General features: G+C 61.6%; 16 protein-coding genes and 1 tRNA gene. 9 read left to right on the top strand and 8 right to left on the bottom strand.

The window, feature by feature from the left end:
- Positions 1-43: 43 nt before the first annotated feature.
- The 5 genes from aroQ (at position 44) to LNV07_RS18360 (ending at position 4,669) form a co-directional block, all read left to right on the top strand.
- Positions 44-487, top strand: a complete 444-nt coding sequence (gene aroQ, locus LNV07_RS18380) for a type II 3-dehydroquinate dehydratase (RefSeq protein ID WP_397545581.1) — start codon at positions 44-46, stop codon at positions 485-487.
- Between the two features lie 80 nt (positions 488-567).
- Positions 568-1,023, top strand: coding sequence for an acetyl-CoA carboxylase biotin carboxyl carrier protein (accB, locus tag LNV07_RS18375; protein ID WP_263572629.1), 456 nt, complete (start codon positions 568-570; stop codon positions 1,021-1,023).
- Positions 1,024-1,142: 119 nt separating this feature from the next.
- Positions 1,143-2,492, top strand: coding sequence for an acetyl-CoA carboxylase biotin carboxylase subunit (accC, locus tag LNV07_RS18370; protein WP_263572628.1), 1,350 nt, complete (start codon positions 1,143-1,145; stop codon positions 2,490-2,492).
- 8 nt (positions 2,493-2,500) lie between these two features.
- The gene (gene prmA / locus LNV07_RS18365) at positions 2,501-3,394 is read left to right on the top strand and encodes a 50S ribosomal protein L11 methyltransferase (RefSeq protein WP_263572814.1); all 894 of its coding nucleotides are present in this window, start codon (positions 2,501-2,503) and stop codon (positions 3,392-3,394) included.
- Positions 3,395-3,442: 48 nt separating this feature from the next.
- A complete protein-coding gene (locus LNV07_RS18360; protein WP_263572627.1) occupies positions 3,443-4,669 on the top strand; it encodes a zinc-ribbon and DUF3426 domain-containing protein in 1,227 nt (408 codons plus the stop codon).
- A 97-nt stretch (positions 4,670-4,766) separates the two neighbouring features.
- On the opposite strand, the gene LNV07_RS18355 is transcribed toward LNV07_RS18360, so the two are convergent.
- Positions 4,767-5,414, bottom strand: coding sequence for a histone (locus LNV07_RS18355; protein WP_263572626.1), 648 nt, complete (start codon positions 5,412-5,414; stop codon positions 4,767-4,769).
- 370 nt (positions 5,415-5,784) lie between these two features.
- Positions 5,785-6,894 (bottom strand): ribonucleotide-diphosphate reductase subunit beta, encoded by a 1,110-nt coding sequence (locus LNV07_RS18350; RefSeq protein WP_397545580.1) that lies wholly within the window; start codon positions 6,892-6,894, stop codon positions 5,785-5,787.
- Between LNV07_RS18350 and LNV07_RS18345 the strand changes: the two genes are divergently transcribed.
- Positions 6,881-7,165, top strand: a complete 285-nt coding sequence (locus tag LNV07_RS18345; RefSeq protein WP_263572624.1) for a hypothetical protein — start codon at positions 6,881-6,883, stop codon at positions 7,163-7,165. The genes LNV07_RS18350 and LNV07_RS18345 overlap by 14 nt on opposite strands.
- 69 nt (positions 7,166-7,234) lie before the next feature.
- On the opposite strand, the gene LNV07_RS18340 is transcribed toward LNV07_RS18345, so the two are convergent.
- From LNV07_RS18340 to LNV07_RS18320, 5 genes are all read right to left on the bottom strand, one after another.
- On the bottom strand, positions 7,235-10,150 hold the full coding sequence (locus LNV07_RS18340; RefSeq protein ID WP_263572623.1) for a ribonucleoside-diphosphate reductase subunit alpha: 2,916 nt from the start codon (positions 10,148-10,150) through the stop codon (positions 7,235-7,237).
- A 523-nt stretch (positions 10,151-10,673) separates the two neighbouring features.
- The gene (locus LNV07_RS18335) at positions 10,674-12,278 is read right to left on the bottom strand and encodes a sigma-54-dependent transcriptional regulator (RefSeq protein ID WP_263572622.1); all 1,605 of its coding nucleotides are present in this window, start codon (positions 12,276-12,278) and stop codon (positions 10,674-10,676) included.
- A gap of 7 nt (positions 12,279-12,285) precedes the next feature.
- Positions 12,286-14,187, bottom strand: coding sequence for a sensor histidine kinase (locus tag LNV07_RS18330; RefSeq protein WP_263572621.1), 1,902 nt, complete (start codon positions 14,185-14,187; stop codon positions 12,286-12,288).
- Positions 14,184-14,432 carry a PP0621 family protein gene (locus LNV07_RS18325; RefSeq protein WP_263572620.1) on the bottom strand — a complete coding sequence of 83 codons (249 nt, stop codon included), beginning with the start codon at positions 14,430-14,432 and terminating at the stop codon, positions 14,184-14,186. The genes LNV07_RS18330 and LNV07_RS18325 overlap by 4 nt, the downstream gene beginning before the upstream one ends.
- Before the next feature lie 40 nt (positions 14,433-14,472).
- On the bottom strand, positions 14,473-15,342 hold the full coding sequence (locus tag LNV07_RS18320; RefSeq protein ID WP_263572619.1) for a cytochrome C assembly family protein: 870 nt from the start codon (positions 15,340-15,342) through the stop codon (positions 14,473-14,475).
- Between the two features lie 53 nt (positions 15,343-15,395).
- Between LNV07_RS18320 and ffh the strand changes: the two genes are divergently transcribed.
- Complete coding sequence (ffh, locus tag LNV07_RS18315; protein WP_263535652.1) at positions 15,396-16,781, top strand: signal recognition particle protein; 1,386 nt, start codon at positions 15,396-15,398, stop codon at positions 16,779-16,781.
- Between the two features lie 119 nt (positions 16,782-16,900).
- Here ffh and ftsY read toward each other — a convergent pair whose 3' ends face one another.
- On the bottom strand, positions 16,901-18,064 hold the full coding sequence (ftsY, locus tag LNV07_RS18310) for a signal recognition particle-docking protein FtsY (RefSeq protein ID WP_263572618.1): 1,164 nt from the start codon (positions 18,062-18,064) through the stop codon (positions 16,901-16,903).
- A 192-nt stretch (positions 18,065-18,256) separates the two neighbouring features.
- Between ftsY and LNV07_RS18305 the strand changes: the two genes are divergently transcribed.
- Both LNV07_RS18305 and LNV07_RS18300 read left to right on the top strand, forming a co-directional pair.
- A complete protein-coding gene (locus LNV07_RS18305) occupies positions 18,257-19,153 on the top strand; it encodes a delta(1)-pyrroline-2-carboxylate reductase family protein (protein ID WP_263572617.1) in 897 nt (298 codons plus the stop codon).
- A gap of 60 nt (positions 19,154-19,213) precedes the next feature.
- Positions 19,214-19,290: transfer RNA gene (locus LNV07_RS18300), tRNA-Met, on the top strand.
- The last annotated feature ends 69 nt before the right edge of the window (positions 19,291-19,359 follow it).

Here is a 19,359-nt window from a genome sequence, read left to right as displayed (position 1 = left end):
AGCTGCCAATATAGGCGGCACAAGAGCCACACCAACGTCGCTGATGCAAATTCTTGTTATTCATGGTCCCAACCTCAATCTGCTCGGCACCCGCGAGCCTGGGGTCTATGGCTCGCAGACTTTGGCGCAAATCGATGCAGGTTTGGCTGAGATGGCGGCCGTTGCCGGGATTGAACTAAAATCCTTCCAAAGCAACCATGAAGGCGCTTTGGTGGATCGCATTCAAGCGGCCGGCAGCGATGGCTGCCAGTTCATCATCATCAACCCGGCCGCCTACACCCACACCAGCGTGGCCATGGTTGACGCCTTGGCGGCGGTGGCCCTGCCTTTTGTCGAAGTTCATCTGTCCAATATTCACAAGCGCGAATCGTTTCGGCACCACAGCTTTTTTTCCGCACGCGCCGATGGCGTCATTTGCGGACTGGGTGCCCAGGGCTATCAACTGGCCTTGGCTTACGCGCTTGAGAAGCTTAAGCGCCCGGTTTAGTGCCTGGCTTGAACGGCCGGAGTCGCACTTGGCGATGCCTTTAATCAACACACAATAATCAATCTCGTTGGAGAAAAAATATGGATCTGCGCAAGCTCAAGACCCTGATCGACCTGGTTTCCGAGTCGAATATTTCCGAACTTGAAATCACCGAGGCCGATGGCAAGGTGCGCATCGTCAAGTCCGATGGCGCCGTCGCCGTCCCCATGATGATGGCAGCGCCGGTCGCCGCCGCACCTGCGGCACCTGCCCCTGCCCCAGCAGCCATAGCCCCCGTGGCGGCTGCCGCACCAGAAGAAACCGGCCGCATCGTGAAGTCTCCGATGGTTGGCACCTTCTATCGCGCGGCTGGCCCGAACGCCAAACCTTTTGCTGAAGTTGGCCAGCAGATCAAGGAAGGCGCGCCGATCTGCATCATCGAAGCAATGAAAATCATGAACGAGATCGATACGGAAATCGGTGGCACCGTCACCAAGGTACTGTGCGAGAACGGTCAACCGGTCGAGTTCGGTCAGCCCTTGTTCGTGATCGAATAAGGCGCGGCAATGTTCAAGAAAATCCTGATTGCGAATCGAGGCGACAAGGCCCCAGGCCTTGCGGCGAAGCCAAATTGCACTACGGGCGTAGCCCGTCAAGGCGATTAAGCCGAGGCACTATGTTTAAAAAAATTCTCATTGCCAATCGAGGCGAAATCGCCTTGCGAATCCAGCGAGCCTGCCGCGAGCTGGGCGTCAAATCGGTGGTCGTCTACTCCGAAGCCGACCGGGATGCCAAATACGTCAAGCTGGCCGATGAGGCCGTCTGCATCGGACCCGCCGCTTCGTCGCTGAGTTATCTCAGCATGCCCGCCATCATCGCCACGGCCGAAGTTACCGACGCCGAAGCAATCCACCCCGGCTACGGCTTCCTGAGCGAAAACGCCGACTTTGCCGAGCGCGTGGAACAAAGCGGCTTCACCTTCATTGGCCCAACGCCCGAGTCGATCCGCATGATGGGCGACAAGGTCTCGGCCAAGCAGGCGATGATTCGCGCCGGCGTGCCCTGCGTGCCCGGCTCCGAAGGCGCCTTGCCCGAGGATCCGAAAGAGATCATCAAGATCGCCCGCTCGGTCGGCTACCCTGTGATCATCAAGGCGGCCGGCGGCGGCGGCGGGCGCGGCATGCGTGTCGTGCACACCGAAGCGGCCCTCGTCAATGCGGTGCAGATGACGCGCACCGAAGCGGGCGCGGCCTTCGGCAACCCCGAAGTCTATATGGAGAAGTTTCTGGAGAATCCACGCCATGTGGAGATCCAGATCCTGGCCGACACCCACAAGAGCGCGGTCTGGCTGGGCGAGCGCGACTGCTCGATGCAGCGCCGCCACCAGAAGATCCTCGAAGAAGCACCGGCACCGGGCATCCCGCGCCGCGTGATCGAGAAGATCGGTGACCGCTGCGCGGCCGCCTGCCGCAAGATGAACTACCGCGGCGCGGGCACCTTCGAGTTCTTGTATGAAAACGGCGAGTTCTATTTCATCGAAATGAACACGCGCGTGCAGGTCGAGCATCCGGTCACCGAAATGGTCACCGGCATCGACATCGTGCAGATGCAGATCAAGGTGGCGGCGGGCGAGAAGCTGCCCTTCACGCAGCGCAATATCGTCATGCGCGGCCACTCGATCGAGTGCCGTATCAATGCCGAAGACCCATTCAAGTTCACGCCCTCACCGGGCCGCATCACGATGTGGCACGCGCCGGGCGGGCCGGGCGTTCGGGTCGATTCGCATGTCTACAGCAACTACGTCGTGCCGCCCCATTACGACTCGATGATTGGCAAGATCATTGTGCATGGCGACACCCGCGAGCAGGCTTTGGCCCGCATGCGGATCGCTTTGTCGGAGACCGTCGTTGAGGGCATCCTGACCAATATCCCTCTGCACCGCGAGTTGATGGTGGACGCCAAGTTTGTCGAAGGCGGCACCAATATTCATTACCTCGAAGGCTGGATGAGCGAGCACAAGCGATGAGCGGAACCTTGCAGGAGCTGTTCCTGATCTGCGGCGAGGACGATGTAGAGACGGTCAGCGATGCCTTGATGGAGTTGGATGCGCTGGCGGTATCGGTTGAGGATGCCGACGCCGATTCGCCCAGCGAACAGGCTCTGTTTGGTGAACCCGGCATGCCGGCGCCGCGCGGCGGCTGGCAGCGCTCGGTCGTGCGAGCACTGTTCCCAAGCGTGGCCGAGGCGACCGAATGCGCTACCTTGATCCTCAGCCAGGACTGGGCCGGCGGCGTGCATGTGCAGGCAATTCAGGCCGTTGCCGAGCAAGACTGGGTGCGCTTGACGCAGTCGCAATTTGCGCCGGTCGAGATCACGCCCGAGTTCTGGATCGTGCCGTCTTGGCATCAAGCGCCGGCACAGGCCAAGCAGGTGATGAGCCTGGACCCTGGCTTGGCATTCGGCACCGGCACCCACCCGACCACCCGGATGTGCTTGCGCTGGATTGCCCAGCATGCCGCGCTCAGCCCGAGCTGGACCCGCGTGTTGGACTACGGCTGCGGCTCCGGCATTCTGGCGATTGGCGCGGCACTGCATGGCGCCCGCAATATCGATGCGGTCGACATCGACCCGGCTGCGATCATCGCCAGCAAGGCCAATGCCGAAGCGAACAAGGTCGCCCTGACGGCGGCCTTGCCCGATGCGGCACAAGGCGAGTACCCGCTGGTGATGGCCAATATTCTGGCCACGCCGCTGCGACTGTTGGCACCCTTGTTGTGTGCGCATATGGCACCCGATGCTCACCTGATACTGGCCGGCATTCTTGAGCGTCAAGCCGATGAACTCAAGGAGGCCTATGCACCTTGGGTGAAGTTGGAAGTCAGCGACAGCCAAGAGGGTTGGATTTTGATGACGGCCAAACGAGCTTGACACGACACGTAAGCCCGAAATCGAGCGGACTCATGGCATGATCTCGCCATGAGTCTTGCCACCCGTTGCAGCGCCTGCGGAACCATCTTCAGGGTGGTTGAGGATCAATTGCGGGTGTCCGATGGCTGGGTGCGCTGCGGCCGTTGCGCCGAAGTCTTTGATGCGCGTGCGCAGCTCTTTGACATCGACCGTGAAGCACCCCCGCCATGGCCGGCCAAGGTCGAGCCGTACAGCCGAGAGCCTGCTACGCCAAGCGGGCATGAGCCCGCAGAAGACAACTGGGCACCAACGCCTGCCGTAGCTGCCAGCCCGGTTGGCGCGCCATTTGCTGGCGAGAATGAGGCCGCGAGCGCGAGCGAATCCGGCTACGAGGCGGAGCCTTCGCCACCACCTTGGCCGCAGGAACCACCGCCTAGCGAGCCGCGGCCGTCGCGATTTGGCGCCAGCCAAGCCGCCCGTGCGAAAGAACCCGCACTCGACGAAGAGGCGGAGCAAGAGCTGGCATCCGTACAAGATTCCCGTTTCGACTCCCGTTTGGAACCTCGTTGGTCAGACGAACAAGGCACGGCCACCTCGCAGACCTCAACGCCCACGCAGGCGCCAGCATTGCCAACCAACAGCATCGAGCCGCCGGCTGCGGACGAGGATTTTGGCCCGGACATGAGCGGCCGCCCCGATGTGCTGATGGACGAGAGACTTGCCAAGATCAGCGCCCAAGCACAATCCGAGCTTCATCAATCCGCAGGTACGAGCGACGCTGCTTTGCCTGAATTCCTGCGGACTCACCCTTCCAAGACGAGGTGGCAGCGGCCGGCAGCGCGCATTGCGCTGAGCTTGTCGGCATTGTTTCTGCTGAGCACCCTGATGCTCCAAGCCGGTCTTCAGTTCAGAGACACGCTCGCCGCCTTGCGCCCGAACTTGCGTCCGACTCTGCAAGCTGTATGCAAAATCGCTGGCTGCGAGATCAAACCCCGACGCTACATCGAAGGCCTCGGGGTTGAAAGCAGCGCGCTCAATCAAGCGGGCTCGGGCAATCACTATCAATTGGTGATCGGGCTGCGCAACAAGACCAACACCGAGGTGGCGACACCATGGATCGACCTAAGTCTGACCGATTCGGCCGGAGCTTTGGTGGCCAGGCGTGTGTTGGGGCCGGCCGACTTCAAGACCGACAAGTTGGCCTTGCCGGCTGCCTCGGAGCTGGCTCTGCAAACCATGCTGTCGACCGGTGACGCTCGCGTCAGCGGCTATAGCGTAGAAATCTTCTATCCCTGAGCATTGCGGCCGGCGGCGTCGCTGACTTGATCGCCTCAGCGGCAACAAACAAAAAACCCGGCCGAGGCCGGGTTTGAACTTGTAAGCCGATCCGAACTCAGGGCTTGTTGCCTGTTGGGAAAGGCCAAGCGGCTTGCGGGCTCAGTGCAGTCTTTGCAGCAGGTGCTGCTGCAGCTGGCTTGGCGGCCGACTTCTTGGCGGCTGGCTTGGCAGCCGGTTTAGCAGCTGGCTTGGCAGCCGGTTTAGCTGCCGGCTTGGCGGCCGACTTCTTCGCTGGCACCTTGACGGGAGGAGTGTCCTTCTTGGCAGGAGGAGTTTCCTTCTTAGCTGGCGTGCTGACCTTCTTCGCAGGAGCGGCGGCCTTCTTCGCAGGAGCAGCGGCTTTCTTCGCAGGAGCAGCAGCCTTCTTCGCAGGAGCAGCGGCCTTCTTCGCAGGAGCAGCAGCCTTCTTCGCAGGAGCAGCAGCCTTCTTCGCAGGAGCAGCAGCCTTCTTCGCAGGAGCAGCGGCCTTCTTCGCAGGAGCAGCAGCCTTCTTCGCAGGAGCAGCAGCCTTCTTCGCAGGAGCAGCAGCCTTCTTAGCAGGAGCAGCGGCCTTCTTCGCAGGAGCAGCAGCCTTCTTCGCAGGAGCAGCAGCCTTCTTCGCAGGAGCAGCAGCCTTCACGGGAGCAGCGACCTTCTTGGCCGGAGCGGCCGCCTTAGTTGCCGGTGCGGCCTTTTTGGCCGGAGCCTTCTTTGCAGTTGCCATTTTTCAGTTCTCCTTGATCAAGTGGAAAGAGCACTGCCTGTAACGGACTAGCCGCCGCAGCGCAGTTATTCACCACCCAGATGTCGCTTAAAGGTTGGCGCCCCGGTGCGGTGAATTGGGTTGTTACTTGCACGCTCAACCCAAGGCCAAGAGTGCAAGCAACGAATCTTCTTGATACAACAACAAACTGGAACAGCGCAGGCAAAGGCTCCAAGCCAAAGCCCAACCAGAGGCTGTGAACTTTTGTAGCGAGCGGCCGTCAGGCTAGGCGGGCGGAGCGCAGAAACCGGAACGTACTTCCTGTACGTGAGGATTTCGAGCACCCGGCCAACGACGCATGGCGGTCGCGCAGTAAAAAGTTTTCAGCCTCTCAGTCCCAGGACAATGCGCCACCAGATTGGTATTCGATGACGCGGGTTTCGAAGAAATTGCGTTCCTTCTTCAGATCAATCATTTCGCTCATCCAGGGAAAGGGATTTTCCTCACCCGGAAAAAGTTCTTCCAAGCCGATCTGCGTCGCACGCCGATTGGCGATATAGCGCAGATAGCCCTTGAACATCGATGCGTTCATGCCCAACACGCCACGCGGCATGGTGTCTTCCGCATACGCGTATTCCAGATCAACCGCCTTCATGAACAAGGCCTTGATCTCGGCCTTGAACTCAGGCGTCCACAGATGCGGGTTCTCGAGCTTGAGCTGATTGATCAGGTCAATGCCGAAATTGCAGTGCATCGATTCGTCGCGCAAGATGTACTGATACTGCTCGGCCGCACCGGTCATCTTGTTTTGCCTACCCATCGCCAAAATCTGGGTAAAGCCAACGTAGAAGAACAGGCCTTCCATCAAGCAGGCAAAGACGATCAAGCTCTTCAGCAGAATCTGATCGTTCTCGGGCGTGCCGGTATTGAAGTGCGGGTCCATGATCGCGCCGATGAAGGGGATCAGGAACTCGTCTTTGTCGCGGATCGACTTGATCTCGTTATAGGCATTGAAGATCTCGGCCTCATCCAGGCCCAGCGACTCAACGATGTACTGATAGGCGTGGGTGTGGATCGCTTCCTCAAAAGCCTGCCGCAGCAAGAACTGGCGGCACTCGGGCGCGGTGATGTGGCGGTAGGTGCCCAGCACGATGTTGTTGGCGGCGAGCGAATCGGCGGTCACGAAGAAGCCGAGATTGCGCTTGATGATGCGGCGCTCGTCATCGGTCAACCCGTTCGGGTCTTTCCACAAGGCGATGTCGCGCGACATATTCACTTCTTGCGGCATCCAATGATTGGCGCAAGTGGCGAGGTATTTTTCCCAGGCCCATTTGTACTTGAAGGGCACCAACTGATTGACGTCGGTCTGGCCGTTGATGATGCGCTTGTCGGCCGCATTGACGCGGCGAGCGGGCGTGGCGGCTGCCGTACTTGCCACCGACTTTGCGTGCGACAGTGCAGGGCTCATTGCAGGGGCGGTCGGCGTTATGACTCCAGTCACAAGCACAGCCGCAGGCGCCGAAGCGAAGGCGGCCGAGCCTGCGGTCGCAGCGAGGCTGGGCGCAGTGTTCGCGACATTCGCGTTTGCTTTTTCAGCAGGCTTCTGGTCTTCTTCCCAAACCAACATGGTCTCTATTCCTATCGAGTCGAATTATCAGAGTGTTGTGTTCAAACACCAAGGACTTCTTGACATCAAGACGCCTTTTGCGTTGCTAGGCCGCAAATCACATAACTCTGAATTTGTGCATACAAAAATCAGCAGATACCGATGAACATTGGTATCGCGGGCGACGTGAAAAAGGGCCACCGCAAATCGAGTGACCCTTCATCTTTTCAACGAATTACTGACAAGCCTCGCAATCAGGGTTATCAATCGAGCAGAACTTCATGTCAGTCGCGGGCAATTCAGGCTCGACCGCTGCGACCGGCGCGCTTGCAACCGGGGCCGATGCCAACCCTGCCGATGCACCCGACGAGACCGCATTGAGCTGACCCGAAGACTTGACGGTGCTCTTCTCGGCATGCGTCGCACCCATCGTGCGCAAATAGTAGGTCGTCTTCAAACCACGCAACCACGCGAGTTTGTAGGTTTCATCGAGCTTCTTGCCCGAGGCGCCGGCCATATAGATGTTCAAGGACTGGGCCTGGTCGATCCACTTCTGACGGCGTGCGGCGGCCTCCACCAACCACTGCGTCTCGACCTCGAAGGCGGTCGCGTACAAGGCCTTCAGCTCTTCCGGCACGCGGTCGATGCGGCGCAGTGAGCCGTCGAAATGCTTCAGGTCCATCACCATCACGTCATCCCACAGACCCAGACGCTTGAGGTCGCGCACCAAGGCGTCGTTGATGATGGTGAACTCGCCCGACAGGTTTGACTTGACCGACAGATTGCCGAAGCAAGGCTCGATCGAGGCGTCCACGCCGATGATGTTGGAGATCGTCGCCGTCGGGGCGATCGCCACGCAGTTGCTATTGCGCATACCGTGCTGTTTGATGCGCGCACGCAAAGCATCCCAGTCCATCGTCATGGAGCGGTCAACCTCGACATAACCGCCGCGTTCCTTGGCCAGCAAATCGATCGAGTCGATCGGCAAGATGCCGCGATCCCACAGCGAGCCATGGAAGCTCGAGTAGCGGCCGCGCTCTTGCGCCAACTCGGTCGAGGCCTGGTAGGCGTAATAGCAGATCGCTTCCATCGAACGGTCGGCAAACTCGACCGCTGCGTCCGATGCGTAAGGCAGGCGCAGCGCATACAGCGCGTCCTGGAAGCCCATCAAACCCAGGCCGACCGGACGGTGGCGCAGATTCGAGTCACGCGCCTTCTTGACCGCGTAGTAGTTGATGTCGATGACGTTGTCGAGCATGCGCATGGCGGTCGAAATCGTCTTTTGCAGCTTGGCATGGTCGACGCCCTTGCTGCCGTCTTCGCTCAGCTGCAAGTGCTGCAAGAGATTGACCGAACCCAGATTGCAGACGGCGATTTCGCTGTCATTGGTGTTGAGCGTGATCTCGGTGCAAAGATTGCTCGAGTGCACAACGCCGACATGTTGCTGGGGTGAGCGCACATTGCAGGCGTCCTTGAAGGTGATCCAAGGGTGGCCGGTTTCGAACAGCATCGACAGCATCTTGCGCCACAGGTCCTTGGCCTCAATGCGCTTGAACAGCTTGATCTCGCCGCGGTCGGCTTTTTCTTCGTAGGCCACATAAGCCTTCTCGAAGGCGATGCCGAACAGGTCGTGCAGATCGGGCGTGCTCGATGGGCTGAACAGCGTCCACTGGCCACCGTCCATCACGCGGCGCATGAAGAGGTCGGGGATCCAGTTGGCGGTATTCATGTCATGGGTGCGGCGGCGGTCATCACCGGTGTTCTTGCGCAGCTCCAGGAACTCCTCGATGTCGAGGTGCCAGCTCTCCAGATAGGCGCAGACGGCGCCCTTGCGCTTGCCGCCCTGATTGACCGCGACCGCGGTGTCGTTGACCACTTTCAGGAATGGCACCACACCCTGGCTCTTGCCGTTAGTACCCTTGATATGCGAGCCCAGCGCGCGCACCGGTGTCCAGTCATTGCCCAGACCGCCGGCAAACTTGGACAGCAGCGCGTTCTCTTTCAGCGCCTCGTAGATGCCGTCCAGATCGTCGGCCACGGTCGTCAGGTAGCAGCTCGACAACTGCGAGCGACGCGTGCCGGAATTGAATAGCGTCGGCGTCGAGCTCATGAAGTCAAAGCTGGACAGCACGTCATAGAACTCGATCGCACGCGCTTCGCGGTCGATCTCGTTCAGCGCCAGGCCCATCGCCACACGCATGAAGAAAGCCTGCGGCATTTCGATGCGCTGGTCATCGATGTGCTGGAAGTAGCGGTCATACAGCGTCTGCAGGCCGAGGTAGTCGAACTGCAAATCGCGCTCGGCCTTCAGGTGCGCGCCCAAACGGGCCAGGTCGTATTGACCCAGGCGTTCGTCCAGCAACTCCGCCTTGACCGCCTTCTTGATATAGCCGGGGAAATACTCGGCATAACGCTGATGCATCTGCTCTTGGGTGATTTCACCGCCCACCACCTCGCGGCGGATCGTGTGCAGCAGCAAGCGTGCGGTGGCTTGGCTGTAGCCGGGATCTTTTTCGATCAAGGTACGGGCGGCCAGAATCGCCGCCTTGTAGACCTCGTCGATCGGCACGCCGTCATACAGATTGCGCTTGGTCTCGGCCAGAACCGGGTCCGGCTTGACGTCATCGCCCAAGCCGGCACAGGCCGAGACGATCAGGCTTTGCAGATGCGCAAAATCCAAAGGCACGCGCTGGCCGCCGTCGATCACGGTCAGTTGAGCTTCGGCGACAGGCGCATCGATCTTGCCCTGGCGCAGACGCTCTTGCAGACGGCGCTCGCGGTACAGCACATAGGCACGCGCTACTTCGTGATGGCCGCCACGCATCAGACCCAACTCGACCTGGTCCTGCACATCCTCGATATGGAAGGTGCCGCCGCTTGGGCGCGAACGCATCAGCGCACGCACCACCGCCTCGGTCAGGCCATCGACCGTCTCGCGCACGCTGGCCGAGGCCGCACCACTGGTGCCATGCACGGCCAAGAAAGCCTTCATCAAGGCGACGGCAATCTTGCTCGGCTCAAACGACACCACCGCCCCATTGCGGCGCAGGATCTGATAGGCCTGAAATGCCGATTGCAAGGCCTGGCCTTCGGTACTGGCCGAAAGCTGGCTGGCACCCATTGGTGCGGCGTGGACAAGTTGAGTCTGCATGGATCGTCCTTTTAGGTCTCGTTTGAATTTTTGAAAAAGTATTCGCGCGCGCATCAAGCGCAGCGCGGCTTCAATAAAAAATGGATGGATTCGGCATCTGGTTCGGCGTCAAAACTACCGAGCTGAACCGCGATTTGTACTTGGCGGCAGCATGAGGCGGCGCACCGGCTTGCGCTTGAATGTGGCATTGCCCAGTCCTTGCAAGTCGGCAAGGAAACAAGTCAAGTCAGCGTTGAGTACAGGGCCGAAGGATAGCATGCCGCACACTATATCTGTGGTCAACAAGGCATTCAAGCACTACAGATAGCGTATCTATCCCATTGACTAGGCGCTCGAATACCGCTAGCCGAGGCCGGCAGGCCGCCTCATTCAATGCCTCTCTGGCGGCCTATATCGCCGGCTTTGCTTGATGCCATCGAAGCAGTTGGCGCCGAAGCCGCAGCAATGCTTGCTTGGCGGCCGAAAACGCTCGCTAAAGCGCGCCAATGCTGGCGCGACCTACCCTCCGACTCGCGGGCCTGAGCTATTCTTCGCTGGCACCGACCTCGTCCGCCGTCACACCGAGTCGCGCCATCCGGTAGCGGATCTGGCGCAGCGACAGACCCAAGCTGGCGCCGGCCGCGGTGCGATTGAAGCGATGTTGCATCAAGGCGCGCAGCAAAATATCGCGCTCGACATCATCCAAAAACCGCGCCAAGTCGGTCGGCAAGTCGCTCGGGGGAAGGTTTGACAAACCATTCGAAGCCTTCGCCAAATCCAAGTTGCGGGCAAGCCCGGCATCGTCCACCATGAGGTCGCCGGATGAATCCAAGCCCCCCAGCAGCGAGTCATCCAACAGCGATTCCGGCAGACCCAGGTCTGCTGCATCGATCCACTCGCCGCCGGACAGCGCCAGCGCCCGGTGGAGCAGATTCTCCAGCTCACGAACATTGCCGGGGAAGGCATAACGCGTCAGCTGCACCAGCGCTGTCGGCGTCAGACGCGGCACCGGGGAGACTCCGGCGTCGCCCGCGATGCGCTCAAGCACCCGCTCGGCAATCAAGGGCACATCCTCGATGCGCTCGCGCAGCGGCGGCACCCGCAGTTGAATCACATTCAGGCGGTAAAACAAATCTTGGCGGAAGCGCCCTGCCGCCACCTCGGCACCGAGGTCCTTGTGGGTGGCACTCAATATCCGCACATTGACAGCCGCCTCCACCACGGCCCCTACCGGCCGCACCGAACGCTCCTGGATCGAGCGCAACAGCTTGCTCTGCATCGCCAGCGGCAGATCGCCGATTTCATCCAGAAACAGAGTGCCGCCATCGGCCGCCTGGAAGAAACCCTCACGATCCTCATTGGCGCCGGTGAACGCGCCCTTGCGGTAGCCAAAGAACTCGGCCTCCAACAATTGCTCGGGAATGGCGCCGCAATTGACCGCCACAAAGCGCTGGCGCGCCCGCACGCCGCTGTCGTGAATGGCGCGCGCCACCAACTCCTTGCCGGTACCCGATTCGCCCTGCAAGAGCACCGGGGCCATGCTGCGAGAGACCTTTTCAATCAGCGAGCGCAACTCCTGAATCGCGGCCGACTTACCGGCCAAGCGAGACAAGGCCGACATGGACGGCATAGCCGGAACCCTCGCAACAGTTGCCGGAGCTGGCCGCTCTTTGTCAGGCTCCTTGGCTGCTTGTGCGAAGGTCTGAGGCGGCTGTTGCGCGGGCGGCAAATTGGCCGGCACCACGGCCCGCACCGTCTGCGGCTGCCGCCCCAAAGCCGAGGCCACCACCTGCCTGAACTGGCGCAGATCCACCGGCTTGGTCAGGTAGTCATAAGCACCCGCCTTGAGCGCCTCGACGGCATTTTCGGACGAACCATAGGCGGTGATGACCAGCGTCTTCTCTTCGCGGCCTTGGCTGTCCAGCCAATGCAACAGGTCAAGCCCGCTGCCGTCGGGCAAACGCATATCGGTGATAACGGCGCTGTAGCGGCGGCGCTGCAAACGAGCCAAGGCGTCGGCAACCGAACCGGCCGTCTCCAACTCATAACCCTCGCGCATCAGCGTCAGCTCATAGAGCGTACGCAGATCGGGTTCGTCATCAACAACCAGCAAACTGAAGGCCGAGCCTGGGGAGGAAGCACTGCTCATATTGCTCTCAAAATAAAGAAGGGCTGGCCAAAGGCAGCGCCGCAGCGGACTCAATCAGCCGCAGCCTGATGCTGAATTCATTGCCGGGCATTTTGGCGTCCTGGCGGCGACGATAGTCGATCTGCGCGCCGTAGCGCTCACACAATTCGCGGCAAATATACAAACCCAGACCCGAGCCACGGCTGCGGGTCGAAAAGAAGGGTTCGAACAAATGGCGCTCCACTTCGGACGGAATCGCCGGCCCGGAACTGAACACGGTCAGCCGCGCCCAAGGCTGCAAATTGGCCGCCAGCTCCGGCGCCAGTTCCACTTGTACCGAGGCTGGCCCCGGCTCGGCATGCCGCAGCGCGTTATCAAGCAAATTGACCAATACGCGGCGCAGGTGCTCGGGATCAAAACTGACCACCAAGGCATGCATGGGCAAGGCGCAACTCAGCGGATCGAAGGGCCCGGGCGCGAGTTGATTGGTGCGCGCCCATTCCAGACAGGTCTCGCTGACCAACAAGCTGGCATCCAAAGGCACCGGCGCCGACACCGCGCCGGGCGCCACCTCCAGCACATCATCAACAATGCGTTTTAAGCGTTGCACATTCGACGCCACCATGCGCGTCAACTGCTGCGCCCTGGGCTCGGCCAAATCTTCCGACAGCAAGGCATTGGCCTGATCGATGGCGGCCAGCGGATTGCGGATTTCATGCGCAATGCCGGCCGACACACGGCCCATCGCGGCCAGCTTTTCCTGCTGGCTGCGCGCCAGCACCTTGCGGTTGTCTTCAATAAAGAGCACGCACAAATCCTCGCTCGCCTCCGACTCTCGCCGACGCGTAAAGCGCATGCGCAAACGCAGGCTGCGCAGGGTGCCGCTGCCGAAGGCCAGACCCACATCGCGCCCCGCCTCGGGCCAGGCGGCAGACGCAAAGGCCTGCTCAACCGCACCCACCAAGGGCTGCCAAGCGGCCACGCCACGCAATTGAAATGGCGCGGTACGCACCAGGGCTTGACCATCGGCAAGCAAGTCCCGCGCGGCCGGGTTAGCGGCGCGCACATGGCCGCGCCGATCCACCACCAACACGCCTTCTTGCAACTCGTCGATCACAAGGCGGTTGAGCTGCGCCTGCTGCCGAGCGAACTCCATGCTGCCGCGCGCCGCGCGCTCCTCGCGTGCCAAGCGGCTGGCCATCTCGCTGGCCAGCAAGCTGACGACAAAGAAGCCGCTGCCGACCAAGCCCGCCTGCGTCAAACGCAGCGCGACGTCGGCCCCATCAAGCACAGCCCAGCCGGCCACCCCCAACATCACCAAGGCCGCGATGGCCGCCGTGGCCAGCGCCAGCAAACGCGGCGTCAACACGCCGGCCATCAAAACCGGCATCACGAACAGCGCGCCGTAATTGACCCCGCCGCTGCGGTCCAAGGCATGCAGCAGGCCGAACAGTGCCAAGTCCAGGCCTATGCTGGACCACCACTGAGGGCTGCTCACACGCGCCAAAGTCCTGGCCGAGGCCCCTCTTTGCAAGCGCGGCAACAGCCACACCGTGAGCGCCTGCGCGGCATACAGCAGCGATAAAATATTGGTCCAGAACGGCAAGGCCGAGCCCAGCAGACCGGCAATCAATTGGGTGGCCACCAGCGCCAGCCCCAAGGCCGCCCGGGCGGCCAGAAACGCCCGGTACAGGCGGGTAAAGGTATTGCCGCCGGCGTTCACCAAACGCCGGGCATGCTGAAAGAAAAACTGTGAGTCGCCGCCACCTTCGGCACCCGTCAAGGCCGCTCCGCCCGCGTCGACGTCAGCGCCTTCATCGATCTCATCGACCTGAGCATCCAACTCGGTCAGCCCGTCGATCGGATCAAGCCGGTCCGGCACGTCGGCGGCGAGGCCCGGGCCAAACCATGACTGAGGAGGTTCACTCATGAGCGAGTGCCATGCTCCAACTCATAACTGGCCCGATGGGCGGCACCGCAAAACATCCCGCCCTGGCCTGGCAACGCCTCGTCCAAAGGGAGGTGAAGCCCGCATTGCGCACAAGTCACCATATTCAAGACAGGCGGCTTGGACCGCGCGTTGGGCTCCGGTTTGACCTCCGGCGGTCGGGCGCGTTTGCGCGCCAACATCGAGAACACCAGCGCCAAAACAACAATCAGTAAAAGGTACTTCATCGGGATTCAATTTCCTCCTGCGTGAAATGGCATCAGCTGATCAAAGCGGCCGCTGCAGCACAACTTCCAACACAAAGCGCGAGCCGGCATAAGAAAGCAAGAGCAAGAGCGCGCCGAAGTAAAGCCAGCGCGTTGCTCGCCGCCCTCGCCAACCAAACACACGCCGACCAGTCAGCAGGCCGCTCAACACCAGCCAACCCAGCACCGCAAACAGATTCTTGTGATCCCAGTGCCAATGCGGCGTGAACCACCAGCCCAGCAGCACCGCCAGAGACAACACCGCCACCCCAGCACCGACAAACTGGAACGTTAGCCGCTCCAGCCGCAACAGCGGCATCAGGGGTTCGATACGCGATGCTTGCCCCGCCGCCGCCCCCTGTTTTACATGGCGCATTTGCCGCTCTGCACGACTCAACAAGGCCGCATGCAAGACCGCCACCCCGAACAAGCCATAGGAAGCCAAGCCCAGCACCCAGTGAATCGGCGCCCAAGGCGAGGCCGCCTGCGGGCGGCTTTCACCAGGGAACAAGAATGCCAGCACCACCACCAGCGCCGCCATCACGGCCAAAATCCGCCGCACCCCGGCCAGAGGCAAGAAACGGCTTTCCAGCATATAGACGGCGAGGACCAACCAAACCGTCGTCGACAGGGCCGGCGCAAAACCAAAACGCGCGCCCGCTACCGTTTGGCCTAGGCCGGAAATATCCAGTACCAAGGCAAACAAGTGTGCCGCCCAAGCCAGCATCAGCACTCCATGCGGGCGCGCCGGCCTTTGGCTTGACTCTGGGTCAAGCTGTCCGGTCGCTTTTGGAGTCGAGGCTGCGACCCATCCATAGGACAAAACGGACAGCAAACTGGCCGCGCCCAACAAGGCACCGACCAGGGTTTGAGAAGCGGGCGATAAAATCATCTTCACAGTGTACTTTTTGCGCGCCGCTCGCTTAACCGACGACGACTATCCCGATGGCTTCCAATTTGACCGACCGCCTGAGTCGCCTCGTGAAAACGATGCGCGGCCAGGCCCGCATCACCGAAACGAACGTCCAGGAGATGCTGCGCGAAGTACGCATGGCGCTGCTCGAGGCCGACGTGGCCCTGCCCGTGGTGCGCGACTTCATTGCCCGCGTCAAGGACAAGGCACTCGGCGCCGAGGTGATCGGCTCGCTCAACCCCGGCCAGGTGCTGGTGTCGATTGTGCAGAAGGAACTCGCCGCCACCATGGGCGAAGGGGTCGCCGACCTCAATCTGGCCGCCCAGCCGCCCGCCGTCATCCTGATGGCCGGCCTGCAAGGCGCGGGCAAGACGACCACCACCGCCAAGCTGGCCAAGCACCTGATCGAGAAGCGCAAGAAAAAGGTGCTGACGGTCTCCGCCGACGTCTACCGCCCGGCCGCGATCGAGCAGCTCAAGACCGTCACTAAACAGGCCGGCGCCGAATGGTTCCCGTCGACGCCGGACCAAAAGCCGCGTGACATCGCCTTGGCCGCGATCGACTACGCCAAGAAGCATTACTTTGACGTGCTGCTGGTTGACACCGCCGGCCGTTTGGCCATCGATGAGGCCTTGATGGCCGAGATCCGCGACCTGCATGCCTTGCTGAATCCGATCGAGACCTTGTTTGTCGTCGACGCGATGCAGGGTCAGGACGCGATCAACACAGCCAAGGCCTTCAAGGAAGCGCTGCCGCTGACCGGTATCGTGCTGACCAAGCTGGACGGCGACTCGCGCGGCGGCGCGGCCCTGTCGGTGCGGCAGATCACCGGCGCACCGATCAAGTTCGCCGGTACGTCGGAGAAGATCGACGGCCTGGAAGTGTTTGACGCCGAGCGTCACGCCGGCCGCGTCTTGGGCATGGGCGACATCGTCGCACTCGTCGAAGAAGTCACCAAGGGCATCGACGTCGCGGCGGCGCAAAAGCTCGCCGACAAGCTCAAGACCGGCAGCGGCTTTGATCTGAATGACTTCCTGGCCCAGATCACGCAAATGAAGAAGATGGGCGGCCTGGCCGGACTGATGGACAAGCTGCCCTCGCAGATGACCGCCAAGACCGGTGCTGCCGACATGGACCGGGCCGAAAAAGACATGCGCCGCATGGAAGGCATCATGAATGCGATGACCGCCAAGGAACGCCGTCAGCCTAGCCTCTTACTCGATGGCAAGAGCAAGGCCAGTCGCAAACGCCGCATCGCCAGCGGTGCCGGCGTGCAGATTCATGAAGTCAACCGCGTGCTGACCCAGTTCGATCAGATGCAGGGCATGATGAAAAAGATGAGCGGCGGCGGGATGATGAAGATGATGAAGAAGCTCGGCGGCATGAAGGGCATGGGCGGCATGCCCGGCATGAAGTAGACCCCTCGCCCGCGGTTACGCGATCGGTCCCCCGAGGGGACATAAAAATGGCCGGTATCGAACCGGCCATTTTTTTTGGGCGCCCGGCTTGGGGCGGCCCGGCGCTCGGGCGAGAAACCTTATTCGAGCAAGGCCTGCGCGAACTCGCGGGCGTTGAAGGTCTGCAGATCTTCCAGCTTCTCGCCCACGCCGATGAAGTAAACGGGGATCGCGCGCTCGCGCGCAATCGCCGCGAGCACCCCGCCCTTGGCCGTGCCGTCCAGCTTGGTCACGATCAGGCCAGTCAGGCCGATCGCATCATCAAAGGTCTTGACCTGCGCCAGCGCGTTCTGGCCGGTGTTGCCGTCAATCACCAGCAAGACCTCGTGCGGCGCGCCGTCCTGCGCCTTGCCGATCACACGCTTGATCTTCTTCAGCTCTTCCATCAGATGCAACTGCGTCGGCAGGCGGCCGGCCGTGTCGGCAATCACCACATCGCAGCCGCGCGCACGGCCGGCCGTCACCGCGTCGAAGGTTACGGCCGAGGGGTCGCCGCCTTCCTGGCTGACGATCTCGACTTGCGTGCGGTCGGCCCACACCGCCAATTGCTCGCGCGCGGCGGCGCGGAAGGTGTCGGCCGCCGCCAGCAAAATCTTCTGATCGGCCTCGGCCAGATGGCGGGTCAGCTTGCCGATGCTGGTGGTCTTGCCGGCCCCGTTGACGCCGACCACCATCATCACCGTCGGGCTGTGCCGACCGACCGCCAGTGATTTCTCCAGCGGACGCAGCAAGTCGGCCAAAGCCTCGATCAACAGTCCGCGCACGGCCGAGGGCGCGGTCGCCTTGGCGTCCTTGACGCGGCGTTTGAGGTCGGCCAGCAAATGCTCGGTCGCCTTCACGCCGGTGTCGGCCATCAGCAGCGCGGCTTCCAATTCCTCATACAAGGCATCGTCGATCTGCGTGCCGGTGAAGACTTGCGCAATGCTGGAACCGGTCTTGCGCAAGCCCTGGCGCAGCTTGTCGATCCAGCTGCGACGCGGCTCGATGACCGGCACCACAGGCGCCACTGCCACCATCGGCGGCGGACTCGGCACGACTGCTGGCGCGGCGGCAATTTCTTCCTGCTCGGGCAAAGCCGCCGGGGCGACGATCAGCCCCGCCAGCATTTCTGCAATCGGCTCAGGCATTGGCGGCGCGGTCGGGGCGGCGACCGGCTCGGGCAATGCCATTGGCTCAGGCGCAGCGACAGGCGCAGGGGCCGCAGCCGGCGTGGAAGAGAACTTTTTCTTGAAGAAACTGAACATCGCGGAACCTGGGAGCGGCAGCGCTCGAACCAGAATGAAGCCATTCCGTCGCTCACTGCCTTGTAAAAAGCCTGCCCCGACAAAAAACACCGTCGACGCAGTGACTGCGGCCACATCGGCCGGCAAATCATCAAGCCGGAATCATAATCGGCCGGCTCGGGCAGCCCTTTGCATTGCCCCAGGAATCCATCGATGCGAATTCTCAATGCCGAAGCCACCGCCGACCTGCTGCCCTACGAGCGACTGATTCCGGCCGTCAGGCAAGCCATGCTCGATCTGCATGCCGGTCTGATTCACGCCAGCCCTCGCACCGTTTTGCCCCTGCCCGAGGGCGGAACCTACCTCGCGATGCCCTGTACCGACGCGCGCTATGCCGTCACCAAATTGGTGGCGGTGACGCCGGCCAACCGCGAGCGCGGGCAACCCACCATTCAAGGCCGCGTGGTGGTCAGCGAAGCCGGCACCGGCACGCCGCTGATCATTCTGGACGGCATCGTCGTGACAGCCCGACGCACCGCCGCCGTCACGCTCTTGGGCATAGAAACATTGCTGGGCCGCGCGCCCGAATCGGTCGTGATGGTCGGCACCGGCGCACAGGCACTCACCCATGCCTTGGCCATGGGTGAGCGTTGGCCCGGTGTGCAGTTGCGCTGCGTCGGCCGCGGACGCGCTCAAAGCATGGCCTTCGCCGCCTCGCTGGCGGCGCAAGGCTTGAACGCCCGAGTGCTCGCTATCGAGCAGGCCTTGGAAGACGCCGCGGTTGTAGTGACGGCCACGACCTCCCTGACCTCGGTGCTGCCGGACGAGATTCCACCCGACACCTTGATCGTTGGCCTGGGCAGTTTCACACCTCAAATGGCCGAGTTGCCTGCGAAGCAGATACGCCAACGGCAAGTTTGGGTCGATGACCTTGAGGGCGCTCGCCACGAGGCCGGCGATCTGCTGCAGGCAGGCGTCGACTGGAGCCGCGTCCACACCCTGGCCGAGGCTCTATCAAACAACGTCCTGCCGCGCATGCCCATGCTGCTGAAGACCGTTGGCCATGCCGCCTGGGACCTGGCAGCCGTACGTACCGCCTTAGTCGATTGAAAACTTTTTTCTCCAATGCTTGCAATCCAGCAAAACTCGATGCTATAGTAGAGGGCTTGAGGCGCTTTAGCTCAGCCGGTTAGAGCGACGGAATCATAATCCGCAGGTCCGGGGTTCGAATCCCTGAAGCGCCACCAAAATTATCTAGGTGTGACAAGCACTTAGAAGAAAAGCCACCCTAGCGGTGGCTTTTTGCTTTATGGCCT

It is taken from the genome of Roseateles oligotrophus (genome assembly GCF_025717515.1).
Lineage (GTDB): Bacteria > Pseudomonadota > Gammaproteobacteria > Burkholderiales > Burkholderiaceae_C > Paucibacter_A > Paucibacter_A oligotrophus.
Note: the sequence above shows the minus strand (reverse complement) of the source record. Positions and strands in the feature narration are given on the sequence as shown.